The following is a 23,895-nucleotide window of genomic DNA, read 5'->3' on the forward strand; positions in this document are numbered from 1 at the left end:
GCGCAGCCTCTCGATTGAAACACAACCGCTTCGGAGTACTAAATCGCCCGGTCAAGCCGGGCGATGACAGAGAACTCAAAAATCCTTCAGCAGCCGCTCGATGTAGTCGAGTTCGATCTGCGGGCGCGAGCTATCCCCCAAGCGGCGGCGGAGCTCCTCGAGGATGCGACGGACGCGCTGGGCGTCGATCTCGCCGGGAATCTTGACCGTGTAGTCGTCGCTCAGATCGCGGCCATGAAGGGGGCGACCCAGCGGATCGGTCTGATTGCCGCCGCTCTGCTGACGGCCGGGCCGGTTGCCGGGACCATCGCCCTGCCCGTCGCCATCGCCCTGCTGCATCGCCTCGGCCATCTTCTGCGCGCCCTTGCGCAAGGCCTCGAGCGCTTTCCCTTGCGCGTCCACGGCACCGTCCGAATTGCCTTCGCCGAGCTGCGAGCCGGCATCGCCCATGGCCCCGTCGGCGGCGTCCAGACTGCCGTCGTCATCGCCCTGGTCACCGTCCTGATCGCCGTCCTGGCCCGGTTGTCCCTGCTCGCCCTGCTGACCCTTTTGCCCTTTCTGGCCCTGGCTCTTCTGGCCCTTTTGCCCCTTCTGCGCGAGGCCGCGCTTGGCGAGCTCGTCCTGCAGCTTCTTCAGCCGGTCGCGCAGCGACTGCTGATCCTGCTGGAGATCCGACATCGACTGGTCGCCCTGCTGCTTGCCGCGCGAGCGCTCACGCCGGGAATCCTGCCCCTGCTTGAAAGTCTTGTCGCGCAATTGCTGCTGCTTGCGGATCATGTCGCTGAGCTCGTTGAGCGCCTGCTCCATGTCGCTGTCGCCGGATTGCCCGGGCTGCGCCATCTGGAGATTTTCCATGATCTGCGCGAGCTGCTCGAGCATGCGCTGGGCCGCTTCTTTATTGCCTTCGCGCGCGGCCTTCTCGATTTGCTTCAGCAATTCGTCCAAGTCGCGCTGCGTGATGACGGAACGATCGCGATTGGAGGATTGGCTCTTTTCCGTCGCGCGCTTGTAGTCCTCGAGCTTCTGAATCGCATCGGATTGATTGTTCAGGCTCTTGCCGGATTCCTTCTGCCTGAGGCTGTCGCCGGAATCCTGCATCGCCTTTTCAGCGCCATCGAGCAGGGCATCAACATCCTGATCCTGCTGGGCAGCCACGGGCGAGACGCCTCCCAACAGGAAGGCGAGACAAGCGATCGAGATCGCCTTCAAGACTGGCACGCGTGCTAGCTTCCGCATTTACGGTCTCGCGTCGACTGGTTGGCCCCGTCGTTACCCGCCTTCGCCCGGTTGTTCGCCGACTTGCGATAGGCCTGAAGCTGCTCGCGCAATGCGTCCTGCTGCTTCGCCAGCTCTTCGAGCTGCTCGGGCGTGGCGTTCTGGGTCTTTTGTTTCAGCTCGACTGACTTGTCGAGGATGAGCTGAACCTCTGCCGGGAAAGGCTGCCGGGGTCCAAGCGGATTCTGCTCGGCGCGCCGGGCGAGATCGCGCACCTTGCCGGCCATCGCCTCGCGAAGCTTTTGCGTCAGCGCCTTGATCTCGTCCTCGCTGGCGCCGCGTTCCAGCGCCCGCTTGAGCGCGTCCTGGGCCGAACGCAGCGCGGCGTTGACGCTGCCGGCGACACCGTCGTCCTCGATGGTGACCGCGAACGCCCACATGCTTTTCACCACATCGCGCATCGCGTCGTCGGTGCGGGCGGCTTCCAGCTGCAGCGCCAGGCTGCGCAGGCCGAGATAGCAGCCCGCATCCGGCGTGAACAATTCGGGTGCGATCATCAGCGCGTCGAGCGCGGCGTAGACATCCGAGTTCTTGTTGGCGTCGAGCGCGAGGATGCGGCGCTGCTCGACCAGCGCGCGCGCGAGCGAGTTGGTGAACAGTCGCTCGGGCAAACGCATGTTGAAGGGCTCGCTCCTGGCCTCGTTGCCCGCCTCGTCCTTGGCGGTGAGGGTCAGCGTGACGTCAGCGCCGGCATAGGGATCCTCGCTGAGGTCCTTCACCGTCTGACCGACGCCGTTTCGGGTGCGCGCATTCGGCAGCACGAGCGGGAATTGCGGAGGCTGGAATAGCGGCCGCGCGGCGGCCTCCTTGACGCCATCCTTGACGCCATCCTTGGCATCGACGGTACGCAGGCCGATTTGCGCGTCGGCTCCAGTGACGCCGTAATCGTCCTCGACCTTGTATGTGAGCTGGAGTCCGCCACGGGCCTGGCGCTCGGGATCCTTGGCCAGCGCGATCGTCGGCGCACGGTCTGGCGTTGCCGCAAACACCCATTGCGGCTGGCCGGAGGGAGCGCGGACATGCGCGGTGCCGTCGCCGCTGATGGCAAAATGCTTCTCGTTGGTACCCTTGGGCGCGGCTTCTGTGGGCGCGACTTCCTTGAGGCCGCCGGAGACGACAACATCAAGGCTGCCGCCGGAGGAGCGAACGATCAGGGTCGAGCCTGCGGGAACGGCAAGCGGCCCGCTGGCCGGCAGCGCCGCGGCCTCCTTGTTCGCCGCCGACAGGATGATTGGCGGCTTGCCGGTGTAGAGCGGTGGCGTGACCCAGGCATCGACGCGAACATTCGTCAGCGCCAGTACGCCGTTCCAGTGGAAGGCGGCCCCGAGCCGCATCGCACGCTCGTCGCCGGCGGCGAAGAAGGTCGCAACCAGCATCACCATGACCAGCGCGCGCAGCGCCCAGGGGTCATGCAGAGCGAGCCGGGGCTGCGGCAGACCGGCGCGGATGCGCTTGATCGAAGCCAGCGTGCGCTCGCGCTGCGCCCGCCACAAGGCCTGCGCAACCGGGTCCTGTGAGCTCAGCGTGTCCGTCAGCGTGGTGGCCGGCCGATGACGGATGCCAGAGCCGCGGTCGAGCCGGGCCAGAGCCTCCTCGCGGCTCGGCCAGCGGAAGCGACTCAATGGGAACAGGACGGCAATCGCAACGCCGGCGAAAACGACAAGACCGATGGCGCGGGCAATGGACGGCAGCGCCAGCCAGAGGCCGGCCCAGGACACCACCAGGAACAGACCGACGACGGTAAGAAGCCGCGCCAAATTTGGCCAGGCACGCTCCCACGCGATGGCATAAATGGCCCGTTGCAGGGCTTGCGCCAGCTTCAGCCGCAACAGAGCGTCGCCATCGCGGATCGGGTCTGACGGGTCGGGGGTGACGCCGTTCAATCAACTCTCCAGGTTGCCCGGTAGAGAAGCGTACCACAACGGCAGCACTGAGGCATCCGTTCCTGTACGGGAGACACCCCTTTTCCCGCATAACACGAGGACGTGACTGGCCCGCCGCAACCCCGTAATTTCCGCGCCGCCATCCAAGGAAAAAGAAGGAAACGCCATGGACAAGAAGATGCACGACAAGGGCCTGGAAGTCCGCAAAGCGGTGCTCGGCGAGGCCTATGTCAACAACGCTCTGAAGAGCGTCGACGATTTCAACCGTCCGTTTCAGGAGATGCTCAACGAATATTGCTGGGGCACGGTGTGGGGCCGCGAGGAGCTGCCGCGCAAGACCCGCAGCATGCTCAACATCGCGATGATCGCGATCCTCAATCGTCAGCACGAATTCCGCGCGCATCTGAAGGGCGCACTCACCAACGGCGTCAGCCGCGACGAAATCCGCGAGATCCTGATGCAGGTCGCAATCTATGGTGGCATGCCGGCCGCGGTCGACAGTTTTCGGATCGCGCGCGAGGTGTTCGCGGAGATCGACGGCAAGGCGTGAGCTAGACTAACGCTCTTAACTCTATCGCTTCGTCATTGCGAGCGGAGCGAAGCAATCCAGAACCCCTCCGCGGCGACAGTCTGGATTGCTTCGTCGCTTCGCTCCTCGCAATGACAACGGGAAGGAAACACCATGGACATCGGATTCATCGGCCTCGGAAACATGGGTTTCCCGATGGCGCGGCGGCTGATCGAGGCCGGCAACCGGCTCGTCGTGTTCGACACGCGCCGGGAGGTCGTCGACAAGCTGGTGGCGCGCGGCGCCACTGCAGCGACGTCGCCGAAGGACGTCGCCGACCAGGTCGAGACGATCATGGCGAGCCTGCCTTCGCTGCAGGCCTCGCTCGCGGTTGCGACGGGGCCGAACGGCGTGATCGAGGGAAACCGCGTCAAACGCTTCATCGATCTCTCCACGGTCGGCTCCGCGATGGCGGTTAAGATTCACGGCCTGCTCGCCAAGCATGACATCGTGCAGATCGACTGCCCCGTCTCCGGCGGCGTCGGCGGCGCGGAGAAGGGCACGCTGGCGGTGATGGTTTCGGGGCCAAAGACCGAGTTCGAGCTGCTCAAGCCCGCGCTCGACATCATCGGAAAAGTGTTCTTCATCGGCGAGAAGCCCGGCGCGGCGCAGACCATGAAGCTCGCCAACAACTTCCTGTCGGCCACCGCGATCGTGGCGACCTCGGAAGCGGTAGTGATGGGCGTCAAAGCCGGGCTCGATCCCGCCGTGATGATCGACGTCATCAATGCCGGCTCCGGCATGAACACCGCGAGCCGCGACAAGTTTCCGCGCTCGGTGCTGCCGCGCAGCTTCGACTTCGGCTTCGCCACGGGACTGATGGTGAAGGACGTGCGGCTGGCGCTGGAGGAGATGAAGCAGCTCGGCCTGTCGATGGAGGTCGCGGATGCGGTCGGCCGGTTGTGGGAGACGGTCATCAGCGCGGAAGGCGCCGACTCCGATTTCACCGTGGCGATCAAGCCGATCGAGAAGAAAGCGGGCGTTGTGGTTGGCGGCAGGCCACCCAGCTAGCGCCAACACGAAAACGCAGCGCCGGCGACCGGCGCTGCGCTGTCCTCCTTGGATCGATCTGCTACGAGCCGCGTCTGCCAAGTTCCAGAAGGTCGATCGGCTGCTCCAGTTGCAAGGAGGCCGAGCCCCCGCTGCATTTGATATACTTCTCGTCGCACCTGCGCATGCATCGTCTCTCGCTCGAGCATTTCGCAGAGGTGTTGTTGCAGCTGACCCACGTAATGTCGCACCGTGTGACCCGGGCCGACGCGACGCCGGAAAGTGCGAGCAGCAAGGCCACGCTGCAAGCTACGAAAAGCATGCGAAGCAGGCCGGCGCCCGCGAGTGAATCGTTCATTCCAATCTCCTGTGTTGGCCGGGCAGGTCTGCGCCTGCGCGCCGAGTTTTTGACGAAACGCAGTTCAAGCCTTGGCGAGATAGGGGATCGTGCCGGCCAAGTCGGTATCGTCGATCAACTGGAAGCGACTCTCGCTGCCGCCCCTGCGCGATGCCGCGAAGCGGCTGTAGGCGGGATCAGTGACGAAGGACTCTGCTGCCTTCACCGTCGGAAACGACATGATCGCGATCAGCGAGGTGTCGAGAGGGGCACCTTCCAGCGTCTTCACATTGCCGCTGCGCGAGAGGTACTTGCCGCCGTGCTTGTGCACGAGGTCGTGAACGGAGGCCGCATAGTCCGGCACCCATTTTCCGTCGGTCACTTTGATGTCTGCGATCAGATAGGCTGTCATGCCGCGTCTCCTGGCTCGAGTTCAGCTCCGCGTTGATAGGGGCGGGCATCACTTGGGTGCCAGAACACGGCCGGGGCTCGCCAGTACGGGAACTGTAGCGGGGCGATACAAATACTGAATTGCGCCGCCCTGGATCAGCTCGCCAGCTTGCGTTCCTTGGCGAACGGGCTGAGGCCCAGCCAGCTTTGCATGGCCGCGGCAAGCTGCCGGTCGCCGGTGAGCAGCATCCGCCGGCTTGCGACGGCCGCGCGCACGGTATCGAGTCCCATCCAGATCGCCGTCATGGTGCGCAGATCAACCGACACGTAAAGGTCAACATCGAAACCGGGATCAATCGAGCAGAGGTCGACACTTTCGCCGGGATCGACGATCAGCCACCACAATCGCTGCGTCGAAGGCAATTCCGGATACGCGAACTGCAGCACACTGCGGTGGGTCGGCATCGGCGTCGTGTTCAAGTTCCGCCGCATGTCCCACATCAACAGCTGGACATCGAGATGCTGAAGCGACAGATCGGACTCGATGCGGCGCTGGCCCCAGATGCCGAACGCCTCCACGATTGGGCCGAGTTCGCGTCCGGCTGTGGTCAGCAGATATTCGGTGATACCGCGCTCGGAAGCCGATGCCCGACGCGTAACAATGCCGGCGGCTTCGAGCTCCTTGAGACGTTGCGAGAGCAAGGCAGGCGACATCCGCGGAACGCCGCGGCGCAGCTCGTTGAAGCGCGTCGAGCCGGCAATGAGTTCGCGAAGGAGCACGACGGTCCAGCGCGTGCATAATATCTCGGCCGCCATCGCGACCGGACAGAACTGCCTGTAGCTGCCAATGGTCATGCGGGCCTCCGTCACAAGCGAAGGCGCAACCTTAAGGCCGCGGCGCGCGGCTTCCTAGTTCAGTTTCTGTATCAGCACCGATTCATTCTCTGAACTGGCCGCGGACCGTGGTGAGCGTCTATTCGACCGGCATTGGCAAGCCGGCCGCCGCCATCACGGCCCGCCGGACACAGGAGATTACCATGAAGAAATACGATTCAGCGGCTTCCAGATTGCTCGTTTCGGTTCGTAGCGCCGCGATTTGCACCCTCGGCCTGGGCGTCGGCGTCATGCCGGCGTCCGCAGCCAATCTGACGAGGAGCATCGAGGTCAGCAGTGCTGCGGCCGAGGTGTGGTCCGTCATCGGGCCGTTCTGCGCGATCAAGGATTGGCTGCCGCCGGTGGGGCAGTGCATTGTGGACGGCAAGTCGCCGCCAACCCGCACGCTCGTCACCAGGGACGGCAAGGCTTCGTTCGTGGAGACGCAGACTGCGCGGAACGACAAAGACTACAGCTATTCCTACGCGTTCCTGTCGAGCCCACTGCCGGTGAGCCAGTACAAGTCGACCATCAAGGTCACGGCAAAGGGTGAAGGCGCGTCGGTGGTGACATGGACCGGCATCTACACGCCCGACCCGGGGCGAGAGAAGGAAGCGGTCGATGCCCTCGGCGGCGTCTATGATTCCGGCCTCGCCGCGATCAAGGACCGGTTCAAGAAGTAGGGGTCAATGCAGCGATGGGCGCAGCGGTAGCTGCGCTCATCGTGGACAATCACAGCCTCACAGCCACGGCGCCGGCGTATCCATCGCGATCAATTGCTCGACCTCGATGCGCGGACGCACGACGGCGTACTGGTCGCCCTTCACCAGCACTTCGGCCACCAGCGGCCTCGTATTGTAGGTGCCGGCCTGCACTGCGCCATAGGCGCCGGCGGTCATGATGGCGATGAGGTCGCCGGGCTTTGGCGTCGGCAGCGTGCGATCCAGCGCGAGGTAGTCGCCGGTCTCGCAGACCGGGCCGACGACGTCGGCCATCATGGTCGCGGCCCCCTTCGCAGGCTGCGTCACCGGCAGAATGTCGTGATGGGCCTCGTACAGCGTCGGACGGATCAAATCGTTCATGGCGGCGTCGATGATGACGAAATTCTTGCCGTCACCGTGCTTCACATAGATCACCTTGGCGACCAGGATGCCGGCATTGCCGACGATCATGCGCCCCGGCTCGAACATCAGCGTGCAGCCGAGATTGTGGCTGACGCGCTTGACCATCGCGGCATAGGCGTCGGGCGCAGGCGGCGCCTCGCGGTCCATGTAATAGGGAATGCCGAGGCCGCCGCCGAAATCGACATGCGAGATGTTGTGGCCGTCGGCACGCAGCGTCTGCACGAATTCGGAGAGGATGCGGAACGCGATCTCCATCTTGGACAGGTCGGTGATCTGGCTGCCGATATGCACGTCGGTGCCTGTGACCTCGATGCCCGGCAGCTTCGCGGCGCGGGCATAGACCTCGCGGGCCTGCGCGATCGGGATGCCGAACTTGTTCTCGGACTTGCCGGTCGAGATCTTTGCGTGCGTCCCGGCATCGACGTCCGGATTGACACGGATCGAGATCCGCGCGGTCTTGCCCGTCTCGGTCGCAAGGCGCGACAGCAGCTCGAGTTCGGGCTCGGATTCGACGTTGAGGCAGAGGATGTCGGCGGCCAGCGCGGCGCGCAGCTCGTCTTCCGTCTTGCCGACGCCGGAGAACAGGATCTTGCTTGCCGGAATGCCGGCGGCCAACGCGCGCTTCAATTCGCCGCCGGAGACCACGTCCGCGCCGGCCCCGAGCCTGGCCAGCGTGCGCAGCACCGACTGGTTGGAATTCGCCTTCATGGCGTAGCAGACCAGCACCTTCTCGCCGGCGAAGGCGTCGGTGAAAACGCGATAGTGCCGCTCGAGCGTTGCGGTCGAATAGCAATAGAACGGCGTGCCAACGGTTGCAGCCAGCTCGGACAGGTTCACTGCCTCGGCGTGCAGCACGCCGTTGCGATAGTCAAAATGGTTCATGGCGTTGGCTCAGTTGCCCCAGCCTATCGGCTGGGTCTTTCGTCCAGCAGCGGGTCGAGGATAAACGGTTTCTTCCTGCCCTTGGTCGCCGCCGGTGCGGCGTCCGCGCCATAGGTGGGATTGAACACGCTCGGCGTCCTCTGGGCTTCGGCCTCGGTGTCGGTCGGCGGTGCGACGTTGGCTGTGGACGCGCTCGAAGCGGTCGGCGGCAGATCCAGCGGGCCCTTGCGGCCACAGCCGGCAAGCGCGAGCGCCGTCAGGCTCAAGACAATGATGGCCCACCCTGAGCCGGCCGGGCGAAACTTTGACGTCACGACGAAATCCCCACTACGCGCGGCCCACCATACAGAGATTGGCGCGCTCTGGCGAGACCCGGATGATCATGAAACATAAGCGAAATTTTGCTCTCAGCCCAATTTTCGCTCTTTTTCCAGCCGCCTCAGCCAGGCCTTGGCCTGCGCCGCCACGTTCTTCGGCGCGGTGCCGCCGAAGCTGGTCCGGCTCTTGACCGACGATTCGACCGAGAGCACGCCAAGCACGTCTTTCGTAACCTTCGGCTCGATCGCCTGCATCTCCTTGAGCGGGAGCTCGTGCAGCGCCACGCCGCCCTCGGCGGCTTTCGCGACGATGCGGCCGGTGACGTGATGGGCCTCGCGGAACGGCATCTTCAGCGTCCGCACCAGCCAGTCGGCAAGATCGGTCGCGGTGGCGTAGCCCTCGCCTGCAGCAAGCTTCATCTTCGCTTCATCGGGTACGAGATCCCGGACCATGCCGGTCATGGCGCGGATCGCGAGCGACAGCGCGGCGAAGCCTTCCATCGCGCCCTGCTTGTCCTCCTGCATGTCCTTTTGATAGGCGAGCGGCAGGCCCTTCATCACGATCAGCAACCCATTGAGCGCGCCGATCACACGGCCGGTCTTGGCGCGCACCAGCTCGGCGGCGTCAGGATTGCGCTTCTGCGGCATGATCGAGGATCCCGTGGTGAACTTGTCGCTGAGGCGGATCATGCCGACCAACGGGGAGGTCCAGATCACGATCTCCTCGGCGAAGCGCGACATGTGCACCGCGCAGATCGAGGCCGCCGACAGCGTCTCCAGCACGAAGTCGCGATCGGAAACCGCATCGAGCGAGTTGGCCATCGGACGATCAAAACCGAGCGCCTTCGCCGTGGCGTGACGATCGATCGGGAACGAGGTACCGGCGAGCGCTGCAGCTCCGAGCGGGGATTCGTTCAGCCGCTTGCGCGCGTCCTGGAAACGGCCGCGATCGCGCGCGGCCATCTCGACATAGGCGAGCAGATGGTGGCCGAAGGTCACCGGCTGCGCGGTCTGCAGGTGCGTGAAGCCGGGCATGACCGTTCCGGCATGCTCCAGCGCGCGCTCGACCAGCGCCCGCTGGAATGCCGCGAGCGAGGCGTCGGTCTCATCGAGGACATCGCGGACGTAGAGACGAAAATCGGTCGCGACCTGGTCGTTGCGCGAGCGCGCGGTGTGCAAGCGGCCGGCGGCAGGGCCGATCAGCTCGGACAGGCGGCTCTCGACATTCATGTGAATGTCCTCGAGCGCGCGCTTGAATTCGAAGCCGCCCTTGCCGATCTCTGACAAAATCGTGTCTAGACCCTTGCCGATATTTTTCGCATCAGAGGCCGTGATGATGCCCTGCGCGGCCAGCATCGCGGCGTGGGCCTTGGATGCGGCAATGTCCTGGGCAAAGAGGTGCCGATCGACGTCGATGGAGACGTTGATCTCTTCCATGATCTCGTCGGGGCGTTCCGAGAACCGGCCGCCCCACATCTTGTTGCTCATGATCCCCTGCTCACGCCTTGCCTGTCGCCGCCGCACGTTTGCTGACGGCTGCCAGCCGTATTAAGAGGCCTCTGATAGCCATATCTGCGACCGGATGACAAACGATATGCTCGACCCCAACGACAGGCTCGACCAAACGAAAGCACGGTCGGCCACGCGCCGCATCCCCGTCGTCATCGCTACCGTCGTGGTCGGGGGCCTGGCTGGCTTTGCCGCGCTGTACGGGCTCGGCCCGGGCCGGTCCCCATCCGGCGATCCCGCCTGCCGGGCGGCGGTGAACACGGCGCAGAAGATCGCCCCGCTCGCCCATGGCGAGGTGGCGGCGCTGACCATGGCGACTGCACCGCTAAAGCTGCCGGACCTGGCCTTCGAGGACGCCGACGGCAGGCCGAAGAAGCTGTCGGATTTCCGCGGCAAGACGCTGCTGGTGAACCTCTGGGCGACCTGGTGCGTGCCCTGCCGCAAGGAAATGCCGGCGCTGGACGAGCTCCAGGGCAAACTTTCGGGGCCGAATTTCGAGGTGGTGGCCATCAATATCGACACCCGGGACCCCGAGAAGCCCAAGACGTTTCTGAAAGAGGCCAATCTTATCAGGCTCGGCTATTTCAACGATCAGAAAGCCAAGGTTTTTCAGGATCTTAAGGCGATAGGCCGAGCCTTGGGCATGCCCACCTCGGTGCTGGTCGATCCCCAAGGCTGCGAGATCGCGACGATCGCGGGGCCGGCGGAATGGGCGAGCGAAGATGCGCTCAAGCTGATCCGGGCTGCGACGGGCAAAGCCGCCGCGTCGTTCTAAGCGATGATGTTAGGCGGTGACGTTGAGGCTGCTGCCGACGCCGGCGCCGACATTGGCAAGCGAGGGCTGTCCGGCGCCGAGCAGCGTCAGGACGGTGGATTTCTCCGCGTCCGCGTTCTGCTTCATCAGCGTCGCCGAGATATTCGACTGCAGCGCGCCTTGCTGAGAGGCCAGCATGCTGCTGACCATCGCCATCATGTCCATTACGCAAACCCTCGTACCGGCCGTAACCTAGACGCGAGCGGTTAACGGGACATGAATTGCCACGAAACGCCCTAGGTGGGGCTTTGTCCGTGTTCCGGACGCGGCGCGCCATGCAATGACGCGACGCAGAGCCGGGGCGCGAGACCGGCTTATCTCGTCGGAACCGGCTTGGCGCCGCGGTAGTCGTAAAAACCGCGCTGGGTCTTGCGACCGAGCCAGCCCGCCTCGACGTATTTCACCAGCAGCGGGCACGGGCGGTACTTGGAGTCGGCGAGACCCTCATGCAGCACTTGCATGATCGACAGGCAGGTATCGAGGCCGATGAAATCGGCGAGCTCCAGCGGGCCCATCGGATGGTGCGCCCCGAGCTTCATCGCCGCGTCGATCGCCTCGACGTTCCCCACGCCTTCGTACAGCGTGTAAATCGCCTCGTTGATCATCGGCAGCAGGATGCGGTTGACGATGAAGGCCGGGAAATCCTCGGAGACCGCGACCTGTTTGCCGAGCTTGCCGACGAATTCCTTTGACGCCTCGAAGGTCTGGTCGTCGGTGGCGATGCCGCGGATCAGCTCCACCAGCTCCATCAACGGCACCGGATTCATGAAGTGAATGCCGATGAAGCGTTCGGGCCGGTCGGTGGCGGCGGCGAGCCGCGTGATCGAGATCGAGGAGGTATCGGAGGCAACGATCGCCTCCGGCTTCAACACCGCGCAGAGATCGTGGAAAATCTTGCGCTTGACCTCTTCCTTCTCGACCGCGGTCTCGATCACGAGATCGCAGTCCGCGAGGTCGTCCAGCTTCTCGCCGGCCACGATACGCGCCATCGCCTTGGCTTTGTCGTCCTCGCTAACGGCCTTCTTGGAGACCTGGCGCGTCAGGTTGCCGTTGATCGTAGCCATGCCTGACTTGAGGCGGTCGGTCGAAATGTCGTTGAGCACCACGTCGAAGCCGGCCAGCGCAGCGACATGTGCGATGCCATTGCCCATCTGCCCCGCGCCGATCACGCCGACCTTCTTGATTACTGCCGCCATAATTTCATCCACCGGAACGGCGCGCTATCAACCGCGCCTGCCTATCCCCCTGAGCCGGGAGGTCTGATTTAATCAGAACCCGGCCTCGAAACCTAGATTGGATCGCTTCGAAGGCGTGTCCCGCGCCAAAGAAAACGCCTCAAAAAGCAACACCGGCCGGAGTTTATAGCTCCGGCCGGTGTTTTAGCGCGTTTTACTTGCCGAGCTTGCCGAGTTCGGCCGTCAGCTCCGGAACCGCCTGGTAGAGGTCAGCGACCAGGCCGTAATCGGCGACCTGGAAGATCGGCGCGTCCTCGTCCTTGTTGATCGCGACGATCACCTTGGAGTCCTTCATGCCGGCCAGATGCTGGATCGCGCCGGAAATGCCGACTGCGACATAGAGCTCGGGGGCCACGACCTTGCCGGTCTGGCCGACCTGCCAGTCGTTCGGCGCATAGCCCGCATCCACCGCCGCGCGCGAAGCGCCGACGCCGGCGCCGAGCTTGTCGGCGAGCGGCTCGATGTACTTTGCGAAGTTCTCGCGGCTCTGCATGGCGCGGCCTCCGGAGACGATGATCTTGGCCGAGGTCAGTTCGGGACGGTCACTCTTTGCGACTTCCTCGCCGACAAAGGACGACAGGCCCGGATCGGCCGCCGCCGCGACGCTCTCGACCGACGCGCTGCCGCCTTCACCCGCTGCGGCGAAGGTGGAGGTGCGCACCGTGATGACCTTCTTGGCGTCCTTCGACTTCACCGTCTGGATGGCGTTGCCGGCGTAGATCGGACGCTCATAGGTGTCGGGGGCGACCACCTTGGTGATTTCCGAGACCTGCATGACGTCGAGCAGGGCCGCGACGCGCGGCATCACGTTCTTGAAGCGCGAGGTCGCGGGCGCGACGATGGCGTCATAGGACGGCGCCAGCGAGACGATCAGCGCGGCCAGCGGCTCGGCCAGATCGTGCGCGTAGAGCGCGCCGTCGGCGAGCAGCACCTTCTTCACACCGGCAAGCTTTGCGGCCGCGTCCGCTGCAGCCTTGGCGTTCTCGCCGGCCACCAGAACCTCGACGTCCGCGCCGAGCGCGGCCGCCGCGGTCAGGGCCTTGTTGGTCGCATCCTTGAGCGACGCATTGTCGTGTTCGGCAATCAGAAGCGTCGTCATCAGAGCACCCCGGCTTCGTTCTTGAGTTTCGACACCAGCTCGGCGACGTCCTTGACCTTGACGCCCGCCTTGCGGCCCGCCGGCTCGGTCGTCTTGAGAACCTCGAGGCGCGCGGCGAGATCGACGCCGTAATCGGCAGCGGTCTTGTCCGCGATCGGCTTCTTTTTGGCCTTCATGATGTTGGGCAGCGAGGCATAGCGCGGCTCGTTGAGACGGAGATCGGTGGTGACGATCGCCGGTCCCTTCAGCTTCACGGTCTGCAAGCCGCCGTCGACTTCGCGGGTGACCTTGAAGTCGCTGCCTTCGACCTCGAGCTTCGAGGCGAAGGTCGCCTGCGACCACCCGAGCAGCGCGGCCAGCATCTGGCCGGTCTGATTGCTGTCGTCGTCGATCGCCTGCTTGCCGAGAATGATCAGGCCCGGCTGCTCTTCGTCGGCAATCTTCTTCAGTATCTTGGCGACGGCGAGCGGCTCGACCGCGCCCTCAGCCTTCACCAGGATGCCGCGATCGGCGCCCATGGCGAGACCGGTGCGGATCGTTTCCGAGGCCTGCGCCGGTCCGATGGAGACCACCACGACTTCGGTCGCCTTGCCGGCTTCCTTCAAGCGCAGCGCTTCTTCGACCGCAATTTCGTCGAACGGGTTCATCGACATTTTGACGTTGGCGAGTTCAACACCCGATCCATCGCTCTTGACGCGGACCTTGACGTTGTAATCGACCACCCGCTTTACCGGCACCAAGACCTTCATCGATCCTCTTTCACTCAATCTGGGAGGGGGTTATCAACTGGCGCGGAACCTAAAGGCCTGATCCGGCCCGGTCAACGCGCCGAAGGGGTCTAATTTTGGCGCCCAGAAATGCGCCGCCTAATGGGTCAGCGATTCTGGCCCGGAACCCAGAGCACGTCGCCGGCGCCGTCGTCGTTACTGGCGCGGCTCGCGACGAACAGGAAGTCCGACAGGCGATTCATATACTGGATGCCAGCGACACCAACGGGCTCTTCCGGCCGGGCCGCCAGTTCCACCATCACGCGTTCCGCCCTGCGGCAAATCGTACGGGCGACATGGAGGGTGGCGGCGGCCGGCGTGCCGCCCGGCAGCACGAAGGAGGTCAGGGGTGCCAGCTTGTCGTTGAGCGCGTCGATGTCGCGCTCGAGCCGCTCGACCTGGCTCGCCACCACCCGTAGCCGCTCCGCCTTGCCCTCACGTTCGGGCACCGCGAGGTCCGCGCCGAGGTCGAATAGATCGTTCTGGATGCGGCCAAGCATCGCGTCGAGCTCGGGCGCATCCCTGGTGTGAAGCCGGACCACGCCGATCGCGGCATTGGTCTCGTCGACCGTGCCATAGGCCTCGATGCGCAGATCATATTTCGGCCGGCGTTCGCCCGAGCCGAGCGCTGTCGTGCCGTCGTCACCGGTTTTCGTATAGATGCGATTGAGCACGACCATGTTAACGCCCCATCGCCCACACGGCGACCATCGCGATGACGATCGCCACGAACTGAAGCAGCACGCGCCAGCGCATCAGCTTCTGCGAGGTGTTGGGCGAGCCACCGCGCATCATGTTGATGAGACCGAGCAGCAGCACCAACGCCACGGCGCCGACCGCGATCGGCAGGATGAAAGTACTCAGAAGAGATGCCATTCGAGGGTAAATAACACCCTCCGCGCCGGTCCGCCATGGCGTTCCCGATCTGGCTTTTAAGCCAATAATATCAGAAGCTAGCTGGATGAATCTGGATTTGCGCGAATTACCCGTCCTCTTCGCCTCTTCCCGCCTGCGGCGAGAGGTCGGAATGCGTTTCCCCTGCGCGGGAAGAGGAAACGACAACAGCAGTGCAGGTGGTGCGTGAAGGCAATCCGTGCCATCTACGTCGTCGCGATGGACGCGTTCTACACGTTCCTGGCCGACGATGGCTGGGCGATCGCGAGCCACATTGCACTGTCGACACTGATGGCGCTGTTCCCGTTCCTTATCGTGCTGACCTCGCTCGCCGGCTTCTTCGGCTCCAAGGAACTCGCGGACCAGGCCGCAAGCCTGATGCTCCAGGTCTGGCCCAAGCAGGTCGCGGATTCGATCTCGGGGGAAGTCCACGACGTGCTGACCACGACCCGCACCGGCCTATTCACCATCGGCGCGGTGCTGTCGGTCTACTTCGCCTCCAACGGCGTCGAGGCGCTGCGGGTCGCACTGAACCGCGCCTATGCGGTCGTGGAGATGCGGCCCTGGTACTGGCTACGGCTGGAATCGATTGCCTACACGCTGATTGCGGCCATCACCGCGCTCGCCATGGCATTCCTGATCGTGCTCGGGCCGCTCCTCATCGAGGCCGCGCGCGCCCACATTCCGCTGTTCGTCGAGTCCAACGAGAGGATCCTCACCTGGCTGCGCTACGGCATCACCGTCGGCGCGCTGGTCGTGGCGCTGATCATCCTGCATACTTGGTTGCCGGCGGGACGGCGCCGGTTCCTGCAGATCCTGCCCGGCATCGTCTTCACCATCGTGGCGTCGCTGATCTCGGGCATCGTGTTCGGGCAGTATCTGGCGCGCTTCGCCAACAATTACGTGACGATGTATGCGGGGCTCGCCTCGGTGATCATCGCGCTGGTGTTCCTGTACTTCATCGCGGCGATCTTCGTTTTCGGCGGCGAGCTCAACGCCGCGATCATCAAGTCGCGGCTTCCTCACGGCGTGTCGCTGCAAGCAGCGCAGTCGCTAGCGCCCGCGGAGACACAGGCTTGACCAGAAAGGCGTCGGCGCCGGCCTCGCGTGAGGCGACTTCGTCTTCGCCGCGGCCGGACACCCCGATGATGGGGATCTGAGCCAGCGGCGTCGCCATGGTGCGGATCCGCCTGATCGCCTCGACGCCATTGATGCCCGGCAGCACCATATCCATCAGCACCGCGTCGAAGGCGCCCTGCGCGAGCCGGTTCACCGCATCCTCGCCGCGCCCGATGAACTCGGCATGATGGCCAAGCTCGGTCAGGATGGTGTTGAGCACGACGCGGCCGAACGGATTGTCCTCGACGCTGAGCAAGCGCAGCGCCGGGACCGCATCCATCTCGGCTTCACCCTTCGACTTGCGGGACTTGCCCGATCCCGTGGCATCCACCGACACCGTCAACGTGAAGGTGGCGCCGCCGCCGAGCCGAGGGGCGACCGTGATGTCGCCGCCCATCGCGCGCGCCAGTTGCTTCACCGACGACAGGCCCAGGCCGGCGCCGCCGAAGCGCGAGGCAATGGTCACATTGGCCTGGGTAAACGGCCGGAACAGCCGCTTGATCTCGGCCATGGTGAGGCCAATGCCGCTGTCGGACACCGCGAAGGCGATTCCGACCCTGCCTTTGCTCTTTGCTTGGCCTTTGCTCTTGGTGCTGCCCTTGCTGTTGCTCTTGCTCTTGGCGGAACGCCAAGGCGCGACCGTGAGCGCCACGCCGCCGTGCTCGGTGAACTTCACGGCATTGTCGATCAGGTTCTCGAGCGCGGCGCGCAGGCGCACGGGATCACCGACCACCAGCCCGGGCAGCTTCTCCGAGATATTGACCTCGGCCTGGAGGCCCTTGGCCGCGGCGCGACCGGCCAGCGAATCGCCAGCGTTGCGAGCGAGCGTCCGCAGGTCGAACAAATCCTGCCGCAGCGAGCTTCCACCCCCGACCGTCTTCCCGGTCCCCTTGCCACTTCGGGCGGCATCGACGAACAGGGTGGCAAGGTTCGCCAGATGCTCGGCCCCGGCCTTGATCGTGTCGGCCCAGCGTCTTTCCCGTTCCCCGAGATCCGAAGTCGCGAGCAGGTCGCTGATCGCGAGAATGCCGGTCAGGGGGGTGCGGACCTCATGGGCAAAGGCGGCAAGCGCGGCCTGGACGACGTCCGGCTCCACCCGCTTGGTGCTGCGCTTGCGCAACCGGGCAGTCGGCCCGGAGCGCTTCCGAGCCACTCGCTTGGACGTCCCCGTAGTGCGCGCTGCGCGCGTTTTCGCCGCCATAACTCCCCTTCGAAGTATCCCCTTCGAACCCCGGGCCGTCAGGTGAGCATGGCACGGCGGAACACCCGGAGTCACGGCGGCGTTTGGCTAACCCCCAGAGAAACTTAATCTAATCCCACCAACTGGCGGATACCGGCCGGCGTGGCGCCGGCAGCGCGCAGCTCACGAAGGCCGGTCGAGTTGGTTGATTTCGACAGTTTCCGGCCACCCTGGTCGCGAACTAGCCCATGGTGGCGGTAGACGGGTTCCGGCAGGCGGAGCAGAACCTGGAGCAAACGGTGGACCGAAGTGGCGTGGAACAGGTCTTGGCCCCGCACGATCTCGCTGATGTCCTGGAGCGCATCGTCGACAACGACGGACAGATGGTAACTGGTCGGCGTCTCCTTGCGGGCCACAATGACATCGCCCCAGGCTTCTGGCCGCGCCGGAACGACACCACGCTCACCATCGGGCCCCTCGCCTAGTTCGTTCCAGCTCAGGCCGGCGGCGCGGCGGCAGGCAGCCGCCATGTCGAGCCGAAGCGCATAAGGCGCACCGGTGTCGATGAGGCGGTCGCGCTCGTCGGCGGACAGCGATCTGGCGTCGCCGGGATAGAACGGCGCGCCGTCGGGATCGCGCGGCCACGGCCCATCTGCTTCACGCGCCGCAACCAGCCTTGTGATCTCGGCGCGGCTTTCGAAGGCGGGATAGACCAGGCCGAGCGCCGAGAGCCTGTCCAGTGCCGCGCGATACGCGTCGAAATGCTCCGACTGCCGCCGCACCGGCGTCTCCCAGGCGACACCGAGCCAGGCGAGGTCTTCGTAGATCGCTGTCTCATATTCCGGCCGGCAACGCGTCGCGTCGATGTCCTCGATCCGCAGCAAGAGCCGCCCACCGGTCTCGCGCGCGCGGTCGGAATTCAACAGCGCTGAATAGGCGTGGCCGAGGTGCAGAAAACCGTTCGGACTGGGGGCAAATCGGAAAACGGGTGGCGACATATGCACAAATCTCGTCATGGCCGGGCTTACCCGATCATCCATCTTCCAACACTCTGTTACGATAGGAGATGGATGCGCGGGTCAAGTCCGCGCACAACGAGTTCAGCAAGCGATGACCATCCACCTCGAAACCCAATCCGATCTCGAAGAGGCCGTCTATGCGCTGGTCAAGCGCGACCCGCGCCTGAAGCCGGTGCTGGCGACTGCCGGCATGCCGGCGTTGCGGCGGCGCGAGCCTGGCTTTGCGGGGCTTGCCCACATCGTCTGCGGGCAACAGCTCTCGACCGCGAGCGCCGCGGCGATCTGGGGACGGCTGTCGGCTGCGTTCGATCCGTTCGACCACGAGGCGGTCCGCCGCGCCCGCACTGACCGGCTGGGGCGGCTCGGCCTGTCCGCCGCCAAGATCAAGACGCTGAAACATCTCGCGCGCGAGATCACCGCACAGCGGCTGAACCTCGACGTGCTCGCAGAAGAAGACGCCGATGCCGCGCACCACACGCTGATCGCACTGCCCGGCATCGGGCCGTGGACCGCAGACGTCTATCTGCTGTTCTGCCTGGGCCATGGCGACGCTTGGCCGGCCGGCGACCTCGCGGTGCAGGAAGGCATCCGCATCGGGCTCGGCTTGCAGGCGCGGCCGACGGAGAAGCAGATGGCGCCGCTCGCCGAACCCTGGCGCCCCCTGCGCGGCGCGGCGGCGCATCTGTGGTGGAGCTATTATCGCGCGGTAAAAAAACGCGAAGGCGTCATCGCGGGATCAGCTTAGCCCCGCAGCCTAACGCGATCGGTCCGGGCGCAATCGGCGACGAAGTCGATGACGGCCCGCACCGCCGGCAGTTCGACGAGGTCGGGATGGGCGAGCAGCCACAGGTCCGCGATGCTGGCGAGCTTCTGGGGCGCGACACGCACGAGATCGGGATAGCTTTCGGCGACGAAGCACGACAGGGCGGAGATTCCGAGTCCGGCGCGGACCGCCGCCAGCATGTCGCCCTGCGACGAGCAGCGCATCACCACCCTGGCCTGACGCGTGACGACGTCGCTCCAGCGCGCAAGCTGGGCATTGGAGGCCTGATCGGCGAAACCGATGACGCTGTGCCCCTTCCACTCGCCGCGCCGTTCCGGCAGGGACCGCCCGCCGGCGTACTCGCGCGAGGCGTAGAATCCGGTGCCGAGACGGCCGACCTTGCGGCCGACCAGATTTTCCTCGCCGCTGTCGAAAGGCCGCAGCACCACGTCCGCCTCGCGCCGGCGTACGCTGGCCGGAAACGGATGGGTGATGACCTCGAGCTGGACGTGATCATGCGCGCGCAGGAACGCAGGCAGGCACGGCATCAGCCAATGTGAGGCCAGCGTCGCGCCGATCGACAGCTTGACGGTCCCGCGCGCCTTGTGCCCTCCGGCCGAGACTGCCGTCTCCGCCCGCAGCGCGGCCGCCGCCATCACCTCGGCGTGCTCGCGCAGCGTCCGTCCCTCCGCGGTCAGCGCCAGGCCGTCGGCGGCGCGCGCCACCAGCCTGGTACCGAGCTGGGCTTCCAGCGCCGCGATCTTGCGGCTGACGGTGGGATGGCTGCTGTGCAGCCGGCGTGCCGCGCCGGTGAAGCTGCCGGTATCGGCGACCGCGACGAAGGTCTTGCAAAGGTCCCAGTCCATGAGCGGCCTCTGTTCAAATCTGAATAGTCATCCGTTCAATATTGAACGATGGGAGGCCGCACTCCAACCCCTATAATGGCGTGAAGTGAAACATGGGCGGCAACTCGCCCGCGACGATCAAAGGGAAACGCCACGTCATCCGCCCGCCGGCGGGCTGCGTTTTCCGGGAGGACATCATGGCGCTGCCCGCTCTCTTGAAGGATTCGCTCGAGCTGCCCGTGGTCGGCTCGCCGCTCTTCCTCGTCTCGGGCCCTGAGCTGGTGATCGCCCAATGCAAGGCCGGCATCGTCGGCTCGTTTCCGGCGCTCAATGCCCGTCCGGTGGAAAAGCTCGACGAGTGGTTGAGCCGCATCGAGGACGAACTCGGCGAATACAAATCGCTCAATCCCGGCAAGAAGGTCGCACCCTACGCCGTCAACCAGATCTGCCACGCCTCCAACGACCGGCTGATGAAGGACATGGAGACCTGTGTGAAGCACAGGGCGCCCATCATCATCACCTCGCTGCGACCGCCCGCCGAGCTCGTCGAGGCCGCGCATTCCTACGGCGGCCTCGTGTTCCACGACGTCATCAACGTCAAGCACGCGCGCAAGGCGGCCGAGCAAGGCGTCGACGGGCTGATCCTGGTCTGCGCCGGCGCTGGAGGACATGCAGGAACGCTCTCGCCTTTCGCGCTGGTACGTGAGGTCAAGCAATGGTTCGACGGCGCGATCCTGCTGTCGGGCGCAATCAGCGATGGCTTCGCAATCGCCTCCGCGCTGACGCTGGGCGCCGACCTCGCTTATATGGGCACGCGCTTCATCGCGACGAAGGAAGCCAATGCTGACGAAGCCTACAAATCCGCCCTGACGCAGCACGCCGCCCACGACATCGTCTACACCAACCTCTTCACCGGCGTGCACGGCAACTATCTCGGTCCTTCGATCGCCGCGGCCGGGCTCGATCCGGACAACCTTCCGGCCGCGGACAAGACGAAGATGAACTTCGGCTCCGGCGGCAACATGAAATCCAAGGCGTGGCGCGACATCTGGGGCTCGGGCCAGGGTATCGGCCAGATCACAGACGCGCCGCCGGTCGCCGAGCTCGTCGACCGGATAAAACGGGAATTCGACCAGGCCCGACAGGATTTCCTGATGCGCGCCAGCGCCTGACGACTCGGAACGACAATAAAACGGGAGGACACCATGAAGCTGGCAGCCGCACTGATCGGCATGTCGTTGCTGACGCTCGCCGGCGGCAGTGCCCATGCCGAAGGCAGCGACGAGATTCGCATCGGGCAGACCCTGCCCTACAGCGGTCCGGCCTCTGGCTTCGGCGCGATCGGACGGACGCAGGAAGCGTTCTTCGAGAAGGTCAATGCCGAAGGCGGCATCAACGGCCGCAAGGTCAAGTTCATCACGCTGGACGACGCCTATTCGCCGCCAAAGACCGTTGAGCAGACCCGCAAGCTGGTGGAGCAAGAGGAGGTGCTGATGATGTTCGGTTCGCTCGGCACCGCCACCAACAGCGCCGTGCAGCGCTATCTCAACGCCAAGAAAGTGCCGCAGCTGTTCGTGCTCTCCGGCGCCACCAAATGGGCCGATCCGCAGAAGAACCCGTGGACCATGCCGGGCATGGCGGCCTACGAATCCGAGGGCGTGGTCTATGCCAAATACATTTTGCAGGCCAAGCCCGACGCCAAGATCGCGATCCTGTCGCAGAACGATGATTTCGGCCGCGACTATGTCGCGGGGTTCAAGCGAGCGCTCGGGACCAAGGCGGCCGGCATGATCGTCGCGGAAGCAAGCTACGAGACCAGCGCGCCGACGATCAGCTCGCAGCTCTCGACCTTGAAGGCCTCCGGCGCCAACGTGCTGTTCGGCGTCGTGCTCGGCAAGTTCACCTCGCAGATGGTCAAGGGCGTGGCCGAGATCGGCTGGAAGCCGGAGCTGTTCTTCGTGCCGACCTCGGCGTCGTCGATCTCTTTCCTGGAACCGGCAGGGCTCGACAACGCGGTCGGCCTGATCTCGTCCAGCAACCAAAAGGACACGATGGACCCGCAATGGGCCGACGATCCCGGCGTGAAGCAATATTTCGCCTTCATGAAGCGCTACATGCCGACCGCGGACCTCTCCAACTCCAACTACGCCGCAGGCTACCACTATGCCACGCTGCTGATGACCGTGCTGAAGGCGTGCAAGGACGATGTCAGCCGCGACAACATCATGCGCCAGGCGGCCTCGTTGAAGGATGTGAAGCTGCCGCTGCTGCTGCCGGGAATGACTGTTGCGACCGGCCCCGACGACTATCTGCCGTTCCAGCAGCTTCAGCTCCGGCGTTTCAACGGCAAGAGCTGGGTCGGCTTCGGCGACGTGCTGGATGATCGCTAGACGAGCGGAATGAGGAGACGCCATGATCATCAGCGGCGAACGCCAGATCAGCTATGACGACATCCGGGCCCGGATCAAGCGGGCGATGAGCGGCTTCCGTGCCCTGGGGCTTGCGGAGGCAGCGCCGGTCGCGATGATGCTGCGCAACGATTTCGCCCTGTTCGAGGTGGTTGCCGCTTCCGCCGCGCTGGGCAGTCCGGTGGTGCCGATCAACTGGCATCTGAAAGCCGAGGAGGTCCGTTACATCCTAGCCGACAGCGGGGCGAAGATCCTCGTCTGTCATGCCGATTTGCTGCCGCAGATCCGCGACGGCATACCGGCGGATGTCCTTCTCCTGGTCGTCGCGACGCCGCCCGAACTCGCGGCGACCTTCTCGATCCCTCGGGAGCTGACCGAGATCCCTGTGGGACTGACCGATTGGGACCGCTGGCGCGACGACCATCCGCAAGCGCAGGAGCCGCCGCGGCGGGCCGCAGCGATGATCTATACATCGGGCACCACGGGCATGCCGAAGGGCGTGCGGCGCATGCCGATGCAGCCCGAACAGGCGGCCGCCTCCGAACGCGTGGGCGGGATCGCCTATGGCATCAAGCCGCAGGAAGACCAAATCGTGCTGATCAACGGGCCGATGTATCACTCGGCGCCGCATTCCTACGGCATGTTGGCGTTCCGCAGCGCTTGCACCATCATCCTCCAGGCGCGGTTCGATGCCGAGGAGCTGCTGGCGCTGATCGAGCGCCACCGCGTCACGCACATTCACATGGTACCGACCATGTTCGTCCGGCTGCTGCGGTTGCCCGAAGCGGTCAGGCAGCGTTACGACCTGTCGTCGCTGCGTTTCGTCGTGCACGGCGCCGCGCCCTGCCCGCCAGACGTCAAGCGCGCCATGATCAACTGGTGGGGACCCGTCATCAACGAATATTTCGGTTCCACGGAGACCGGGATCCCGGTCTGGCACTCGGCCGAGGAAGCCTTGAAAAAGCCCGGCACGGTCGGCCGCGCCATCGAAGGCGGCATCGTCAGGATCTTCCGCGATGACGGCAGCCCGTGCGGTGCCAACGAAGTCGGCGAAATCTACATGCGCCAGACGGCAGTGCCCGATTTCGACTATCACGGCAGGACGCAGGCAAGGGCCGAGGCCGGCCGCGACGGCCTCGTCAGCGTCGGCGACGTCGGTTACCTCGACGAGGACGGCTATCTGTTCCTGTGCGACCGCAAGCGCGACATGGTGATCTCCGGCGGCGTCAACATCTATCCCGCCGAGATCGAGAACGCGCTGATCGGAATGCCCGGCGTGCGCGACTGTGCCGTGTTCGGCATACCCGACGCGGAATTCGGCGAACAGCTGTGCGCCTTTGTCGAGCCTGAATCGGATGCCGGGCTCTCGGCCGACGCTGTCCGATCGTTCCTGCGCGAGCGGCTTGCCAATTTCAAGGTGCCGAAGGACGTCGAATTCCGCGACGCGCTGCCGCGCGAGGCAACGGGAAAGATTTTCAAGCGCAAGCTGCGGGAGCCCTATTGGGCGACGTGAAAACAGCCGACGCGTCCGAGAGTGCGAGACCGTATAAACGGGAACGAGTGGCAATCGTTCCTGGGCCTCTTCAATATCGAGCAATTTGAAG

Annotated in this window: 25 protein-coding genes; 9 read left to right on the forward strand and 16 right to left on the reverse strand. The window is 64.8% G+C overall.

Features of this window, described 5'->3' with window-relative positions; genetic code table 11:
• Window positions 1–75: 75 nt before the first annotated feature.
• Both IVB45_RS33475 and IVB45_RS33480 read right to left on the reverse strand, forming a co-directional pair.
• Window positions 76–1,236, reverse strand: coding sequence for a DUF4175 family protein (locus tag IVB45_RS33475; RefSeq protein ID WP_247285827.1), 1,161 nt, complete (start codon window positions 1,234–1,236; stop codon window positions 76–78).
• Window positions 1,224–3,158, reverse strand: a complete 1,935-nt coding sequence (locus IVB45_RS33480) for a TIGR02302 family protein (protein WP_247357801.1) — start codon at window positions 3,156–3,158, stop codon at window positions 1,224–1,226. Before IVB45_RS33480 ends, IVB45_RS33475 begins: the two co-directional genes overlap by 13 nt.
• Before the next feature lie 166 nt (window positions 3,159–3,324).
• On the opposite strand from IVB45_RS33480, the gene IVB45_RS33485 reads away from it, so the two are divergent.
• Both IVB45_RS33485 and IVB45_RS33490 read left to right on the forward strand, forming a co-directional pair.
• Window positions 3,325–3,708, forward strand: coding sequence for a carboxymuconolactone decarboxylase family protein (locus IVB45_RS33485; protein ID WP_027514149.1), 384 nt, complete (start codon window positions 3,325–3,327; stop codon window positions 3,706–3,708).
• 132 nt (window positions 3,709–3,840) lie between these two features.
• The gene (locus tag IVB45_RS33490; RefSeq protein ID WP_247357800.1) at window positions 3,841–4,737 is read left to right on the forward strand and encodes an NAD(P)-dependent oxidoreductase; all 897 of its coding nucleotides are present in this window, start codon (window positions 3,841–3,843) and stop codon (window positions 4,735–4,737) included.
• Window positions 4,738–5,138: 401 nt separating this feature from the next.
• On the opposite strand, the gene IVB45_RS33495 is transcribed toward IVB45_RS33490, so the two are convergent.
• Window positions 5,139–5,465, reverse strand: coding sequence for a DUF1330 domain-containing protein (locus IVB45_RS33495; RefSeq protein WP_247357799.1), 327 nt, complete (start codon window positions 5,463–5,465; stop codon window positions 5,139–5,141).
• 134 nt (window positions 5,466–5,599) lie between these two features.
• Window positions 5,600–6,298 (reverse strand): helix-turn-helix domain-containing protein, encoded by a 699-nt coding sequence (locus IVB45_RS33500; protein WP_247357798.1) that lies wholly within the window; start codon window positions 6,296–6,298, stop codon window positions 5,600–5,602.
• A 182-nt stretch (window positions 6,299–6,480) separates the two neighbouring features.
• On the opposite strand from IVB45_RS33500, the gene IVB45_RS33505 reads away from it, so the two are divergent.
• On the forward strand, window positions 6,481–6,999 hold the full coding sequence (locus IVB45_RS33505; RefSeq protein WP_027514154.1) for an SRPBCC family protein: 519 nt from the start codon (window positions 6,481–6,483) through the stop codon (window positions 6,997–6,999).
• 57 nt (window positions 7,000–7,056) lie between these two features.
• Here the strand turns inward: IVB45_RS33505 and lysA are convergent, their stop codons facing one another.
• The 3 genes from lysA to argH form a co-directional block, all read right to left on the reverse strand.
• Window positions 7,057–8,322 carry a diaminopimelate decarboxylase gene (gene lysA, locus IVB45_RS33510; RefSeq protein WP_247357796.1) on the reverse strand — a complete coding sequence of 422 codons (1,266 nt, stop codon included), beginning with the start codon at window positions 8,320–8,322 and terminating at the stop codon, window positions 7,057–7,059.
• A 23-nt stretch (window positions 8,323–8,345) separates the two neighbouring features.
• Window positions 8,346–8,636 carry a lipoprotein gene (locus IVB45_RS33515; RefSeq protein ID WP_247285814.1) on the reverse strand — a complete coding sequence of 97 codons (291 nt, stop codon included), beginning with the start codon at window positions 8,634–8,636 and terminating at the stop codon, window positions 8,346–8,348.
• Window positions 8,637–8,729: 93 nt separating this feature from the next.
• Window positions 8,730–10,127 carry an argininosuccinate lyase gene (gene argH / locus IVB45_RS33520; protein ID WP_247357795.1) on the reverse strand — a complete coding sequence of 466 codons (1,398 nt, stop codon included), beginning with the start codon at window positions 10,125–10,127 and terminating at the stop codon, window positions 8,730–8,732.
• Between the two features lie 106 nt (window positions 10,128–10,233).
• Here argH and IVB45_RS33525 point away from each other — a divergent pair, with 106 nt between their 5' ends.
• Window positions 10,234–10,923: a TlpA disulfide reductase family protein gene (locus tag IVB45_RS33525; protein ID WP_247807535.1), complete on the forward strand. Its 690-nt coding sequence runs from the start codon at window positions 10,234–10,236 to the stop codon at window positions 10,921–10,923.
• A 9-nt stretch (window positions 10,924–10,932) separates the two neighbouring features.
• Here IVB45_RS33525 and IVB45_RS33530 read toward each other — a convergent pair whose 3' ends face one another.
• The 6 genes from IVB45_RS33530 to IVB45_RS33555 form a co-directional block, all read right to left on the reverse strand.
• Window positions 10,933–11,127 carry a hypothetical protein gene (locus IVB45_RS33530; protein WP_247357793.1) on the reverse strand — a complete coding sequence of 65 codons (195 nt, stop codon included), beginning with the start codon at window positions 11,125–11,127 and terminating at the stop codon, window positions 10,933–10,935.
• A 149-nt stretch (window positions 11,128–11,276) separates the two neighbouring features.
• Window positions 11,277–12,158 (reverse strand): 3-hydroxybutyryl-CoA dehydrogenase, encoded by an 882-nt coding sequence (locus tag IVB45_RS33535; RefSeq protein ID WP_007597339.1) that lies wholly within the window; start codon window positions 12,156–12,158, stop codon window positions 11,277–11,279.
• 193 nt (window positions 12,159–12,351) lie between these two features.
• Window positions 12,352–13,296, reverse strand: a complete 945-nt coding sequence (locus IVB45_RS33540) for an FAD-binding protein (RefSeq protein ID WP_027514159.1) — start codon at window positions 13,294–13,296, stop codon at window positions 12,352–12,354.
• On the reverse strand, window positions 13,296–14,045 hold the full coding sequence (locus tag IVB45_RS33545) for an electron transfer flavoprotein subunit beta/FixA family protein (RefSeq protein WP_247357792.1): 750 nt from the start codon (window positions 14,043–14,045) through the stop codon (window positions 13,296–13,298). The genes IVB45_RS33540 and IVB45_RS33545 overlap by 1 nt, the downstream gene beginning before the upstream one ends.
• A 125-nt stretch (window positions 14,046–14,170) precedes the next feature.
• Window positions 14,171–14,743, reverse strand: coding sequence for a cob(I)yrinic acid a,c-diamide adenosyltransferase (locus tag IVB45_RS33550; RefSeq protein WP_247357791.1), 573 nt, complete (start codon window positions 14,741–14,743; stop codon window positions 14,171–14,173).
• A 1-nt stretch (window position 14,744) separates the two neighbouring features.
• Window positions 14,745–14,939: a twin transmembrane helix small protein gene (locus IVB45_RS33555; RefSeq protein ID WP_027514161.1), complete on the reverse strand. Its 195-nt coding sequence runs from the start codon at window positions 14,937–14,939 to the stop codon at window positions 14,745–14,747.
• Between the two features lie 204 nt (window positions 14,940–15,143).
• Here IVB45_RS33555 and IVB45_RS33560 point away from each other — a divergent pair, with 204 nt between their 5' ends.
• A complete protein-coding gene (locus IVB45_RS33560; protein ID WP_027565623.1) occupies window positions 15,144–16,037 on the forward strand; it encodes a YihY/virulence factor BrkB family protein in 894 nt (297 codons plus the stop codon).
• Here the strand turns inward: IVB45_RS33560 and IVB45_RS33565 are convergent.
• Together IVB45_RS33565 and gluQRS are read right to left on the reverse strand one after the other, a co-directional pair.
• The gene (locus IVB45_RS33565) at window positions 15,964–17,277 is read right to left on the reverse strand and encodes an ATP-binding protein (protein ID WP_247357790.1); all 1,314 of its coding nucleotides are present in this window, start codon (window positions 17,275–17,277) and stop codon (window positions 15,964–15,966) included. The two genes, IVB45_RS33560 and IVB45_RS33565, sit on opposite strands and share 74 nt — an antisense overlap.
• A gap of 104 nt (window positions 17,278–17,381) precedes the next feature.
• Window positions 17,382–18,254 carry a tRNA glutamyl-Q(34) synthetase GluQRS gene (gluQRS, locus tag IVB45_RS33570; RefSeq protein WP_247357789.1) on the reverse strand — a complete coding sequence of 291 codons (873 nt, stop codon included), beginning with the start codon at window positions 18,252–18,254 and terminating at the stop codon, window positions 17,382–17,384.
• 112 nt (window positions 18,255–18,366) lie between these two features.
• Here gluQRS and IVB45_RS33575 point away from each other — a divergent pair, with 112 nt between their 5' ends.
• Complete coding sequence (locus IVB45_RS33575) at window positions 18,367–19,020, forward strand: DNA-3-methyladenine glycosylase (protein WP_027565626.1); 654 nt, start codon at window positions 18,367–18,369, stop codon at window positions 19,018–19,020.
• Here the strand turns inward: IVB45_RS33575 and IVB45_RS33580 are convergent.
• Window positions 19,017–19,904, reverse strand: coding sequence for a LysR family transcriptional regulator (locus tag IVB45_RS33580; protein WP_027565627.1), 888 nt, complete (start codon window positions 19,902–19,904; stop codon window positions 19,017–19,019). The genes IVB45_RS33575 and IVB45_RS33580 overlap by 4 nt on opposite strands.
• A 176-nt stretch (window positions 19,905–20,080) precedes the next feature.
• On the opposite strand from IVB45_RS33580, the gene IVB45_RS33585 reads away from it, so the two are divergent.
• Genes IVB45_RS33585 through IVB45_RS33595 form a run of 3 tightly spaced genes read left to right on the forward strand, consistent with a single transcriptional unit; the run spans window position 20,081 to window position 23,804 of the window.
• Window positions 20,081–21,055, forward strand: coding sequence for a nitronate monooxygenase family protein (locus tag IVB45_RS33585; RefSeq protein ID WP_247357788.1), 975 nt, complete (start codon window positions 20,081–20,083; stop codon window positions 21,053–21,055).
• 33 nt (window positions 21,056–21,088) lie between these two features.
• Window positions 21,089–22,273: an ABC transporter substrate-binding protein gene (locus IVB45_RS33590; protein ID WP_247357787.1), complete on the forward strand. Its 1,185-nt coding sequence runs from the start codon at window positions 21,089–21,091 to the stop codon at window positions 22,271–22,273.
• 22 nt (window positions 22,274–22,295) lie between these two features.
• Entirely contained in the window at window positions 22,296–23,804 is a 1,509-nt protein-coding gene (locus tag IVB45_RS33595) for an acyl-CoA synthetase (protein WP_247357786.1), read from the forward strand.
• Window positions 23,805–23,895: the final 91 nt, after the last annotated feature.

This window comes from Bradyrhizobium sp. 4 (genome assembly GCF_023100905.1).
Lineage (GTDB): Bacteria > Pseudomonadota > Alphaproteobacteria > Rhizobiales > Xanthobacteraceae > Bradyrhizobium.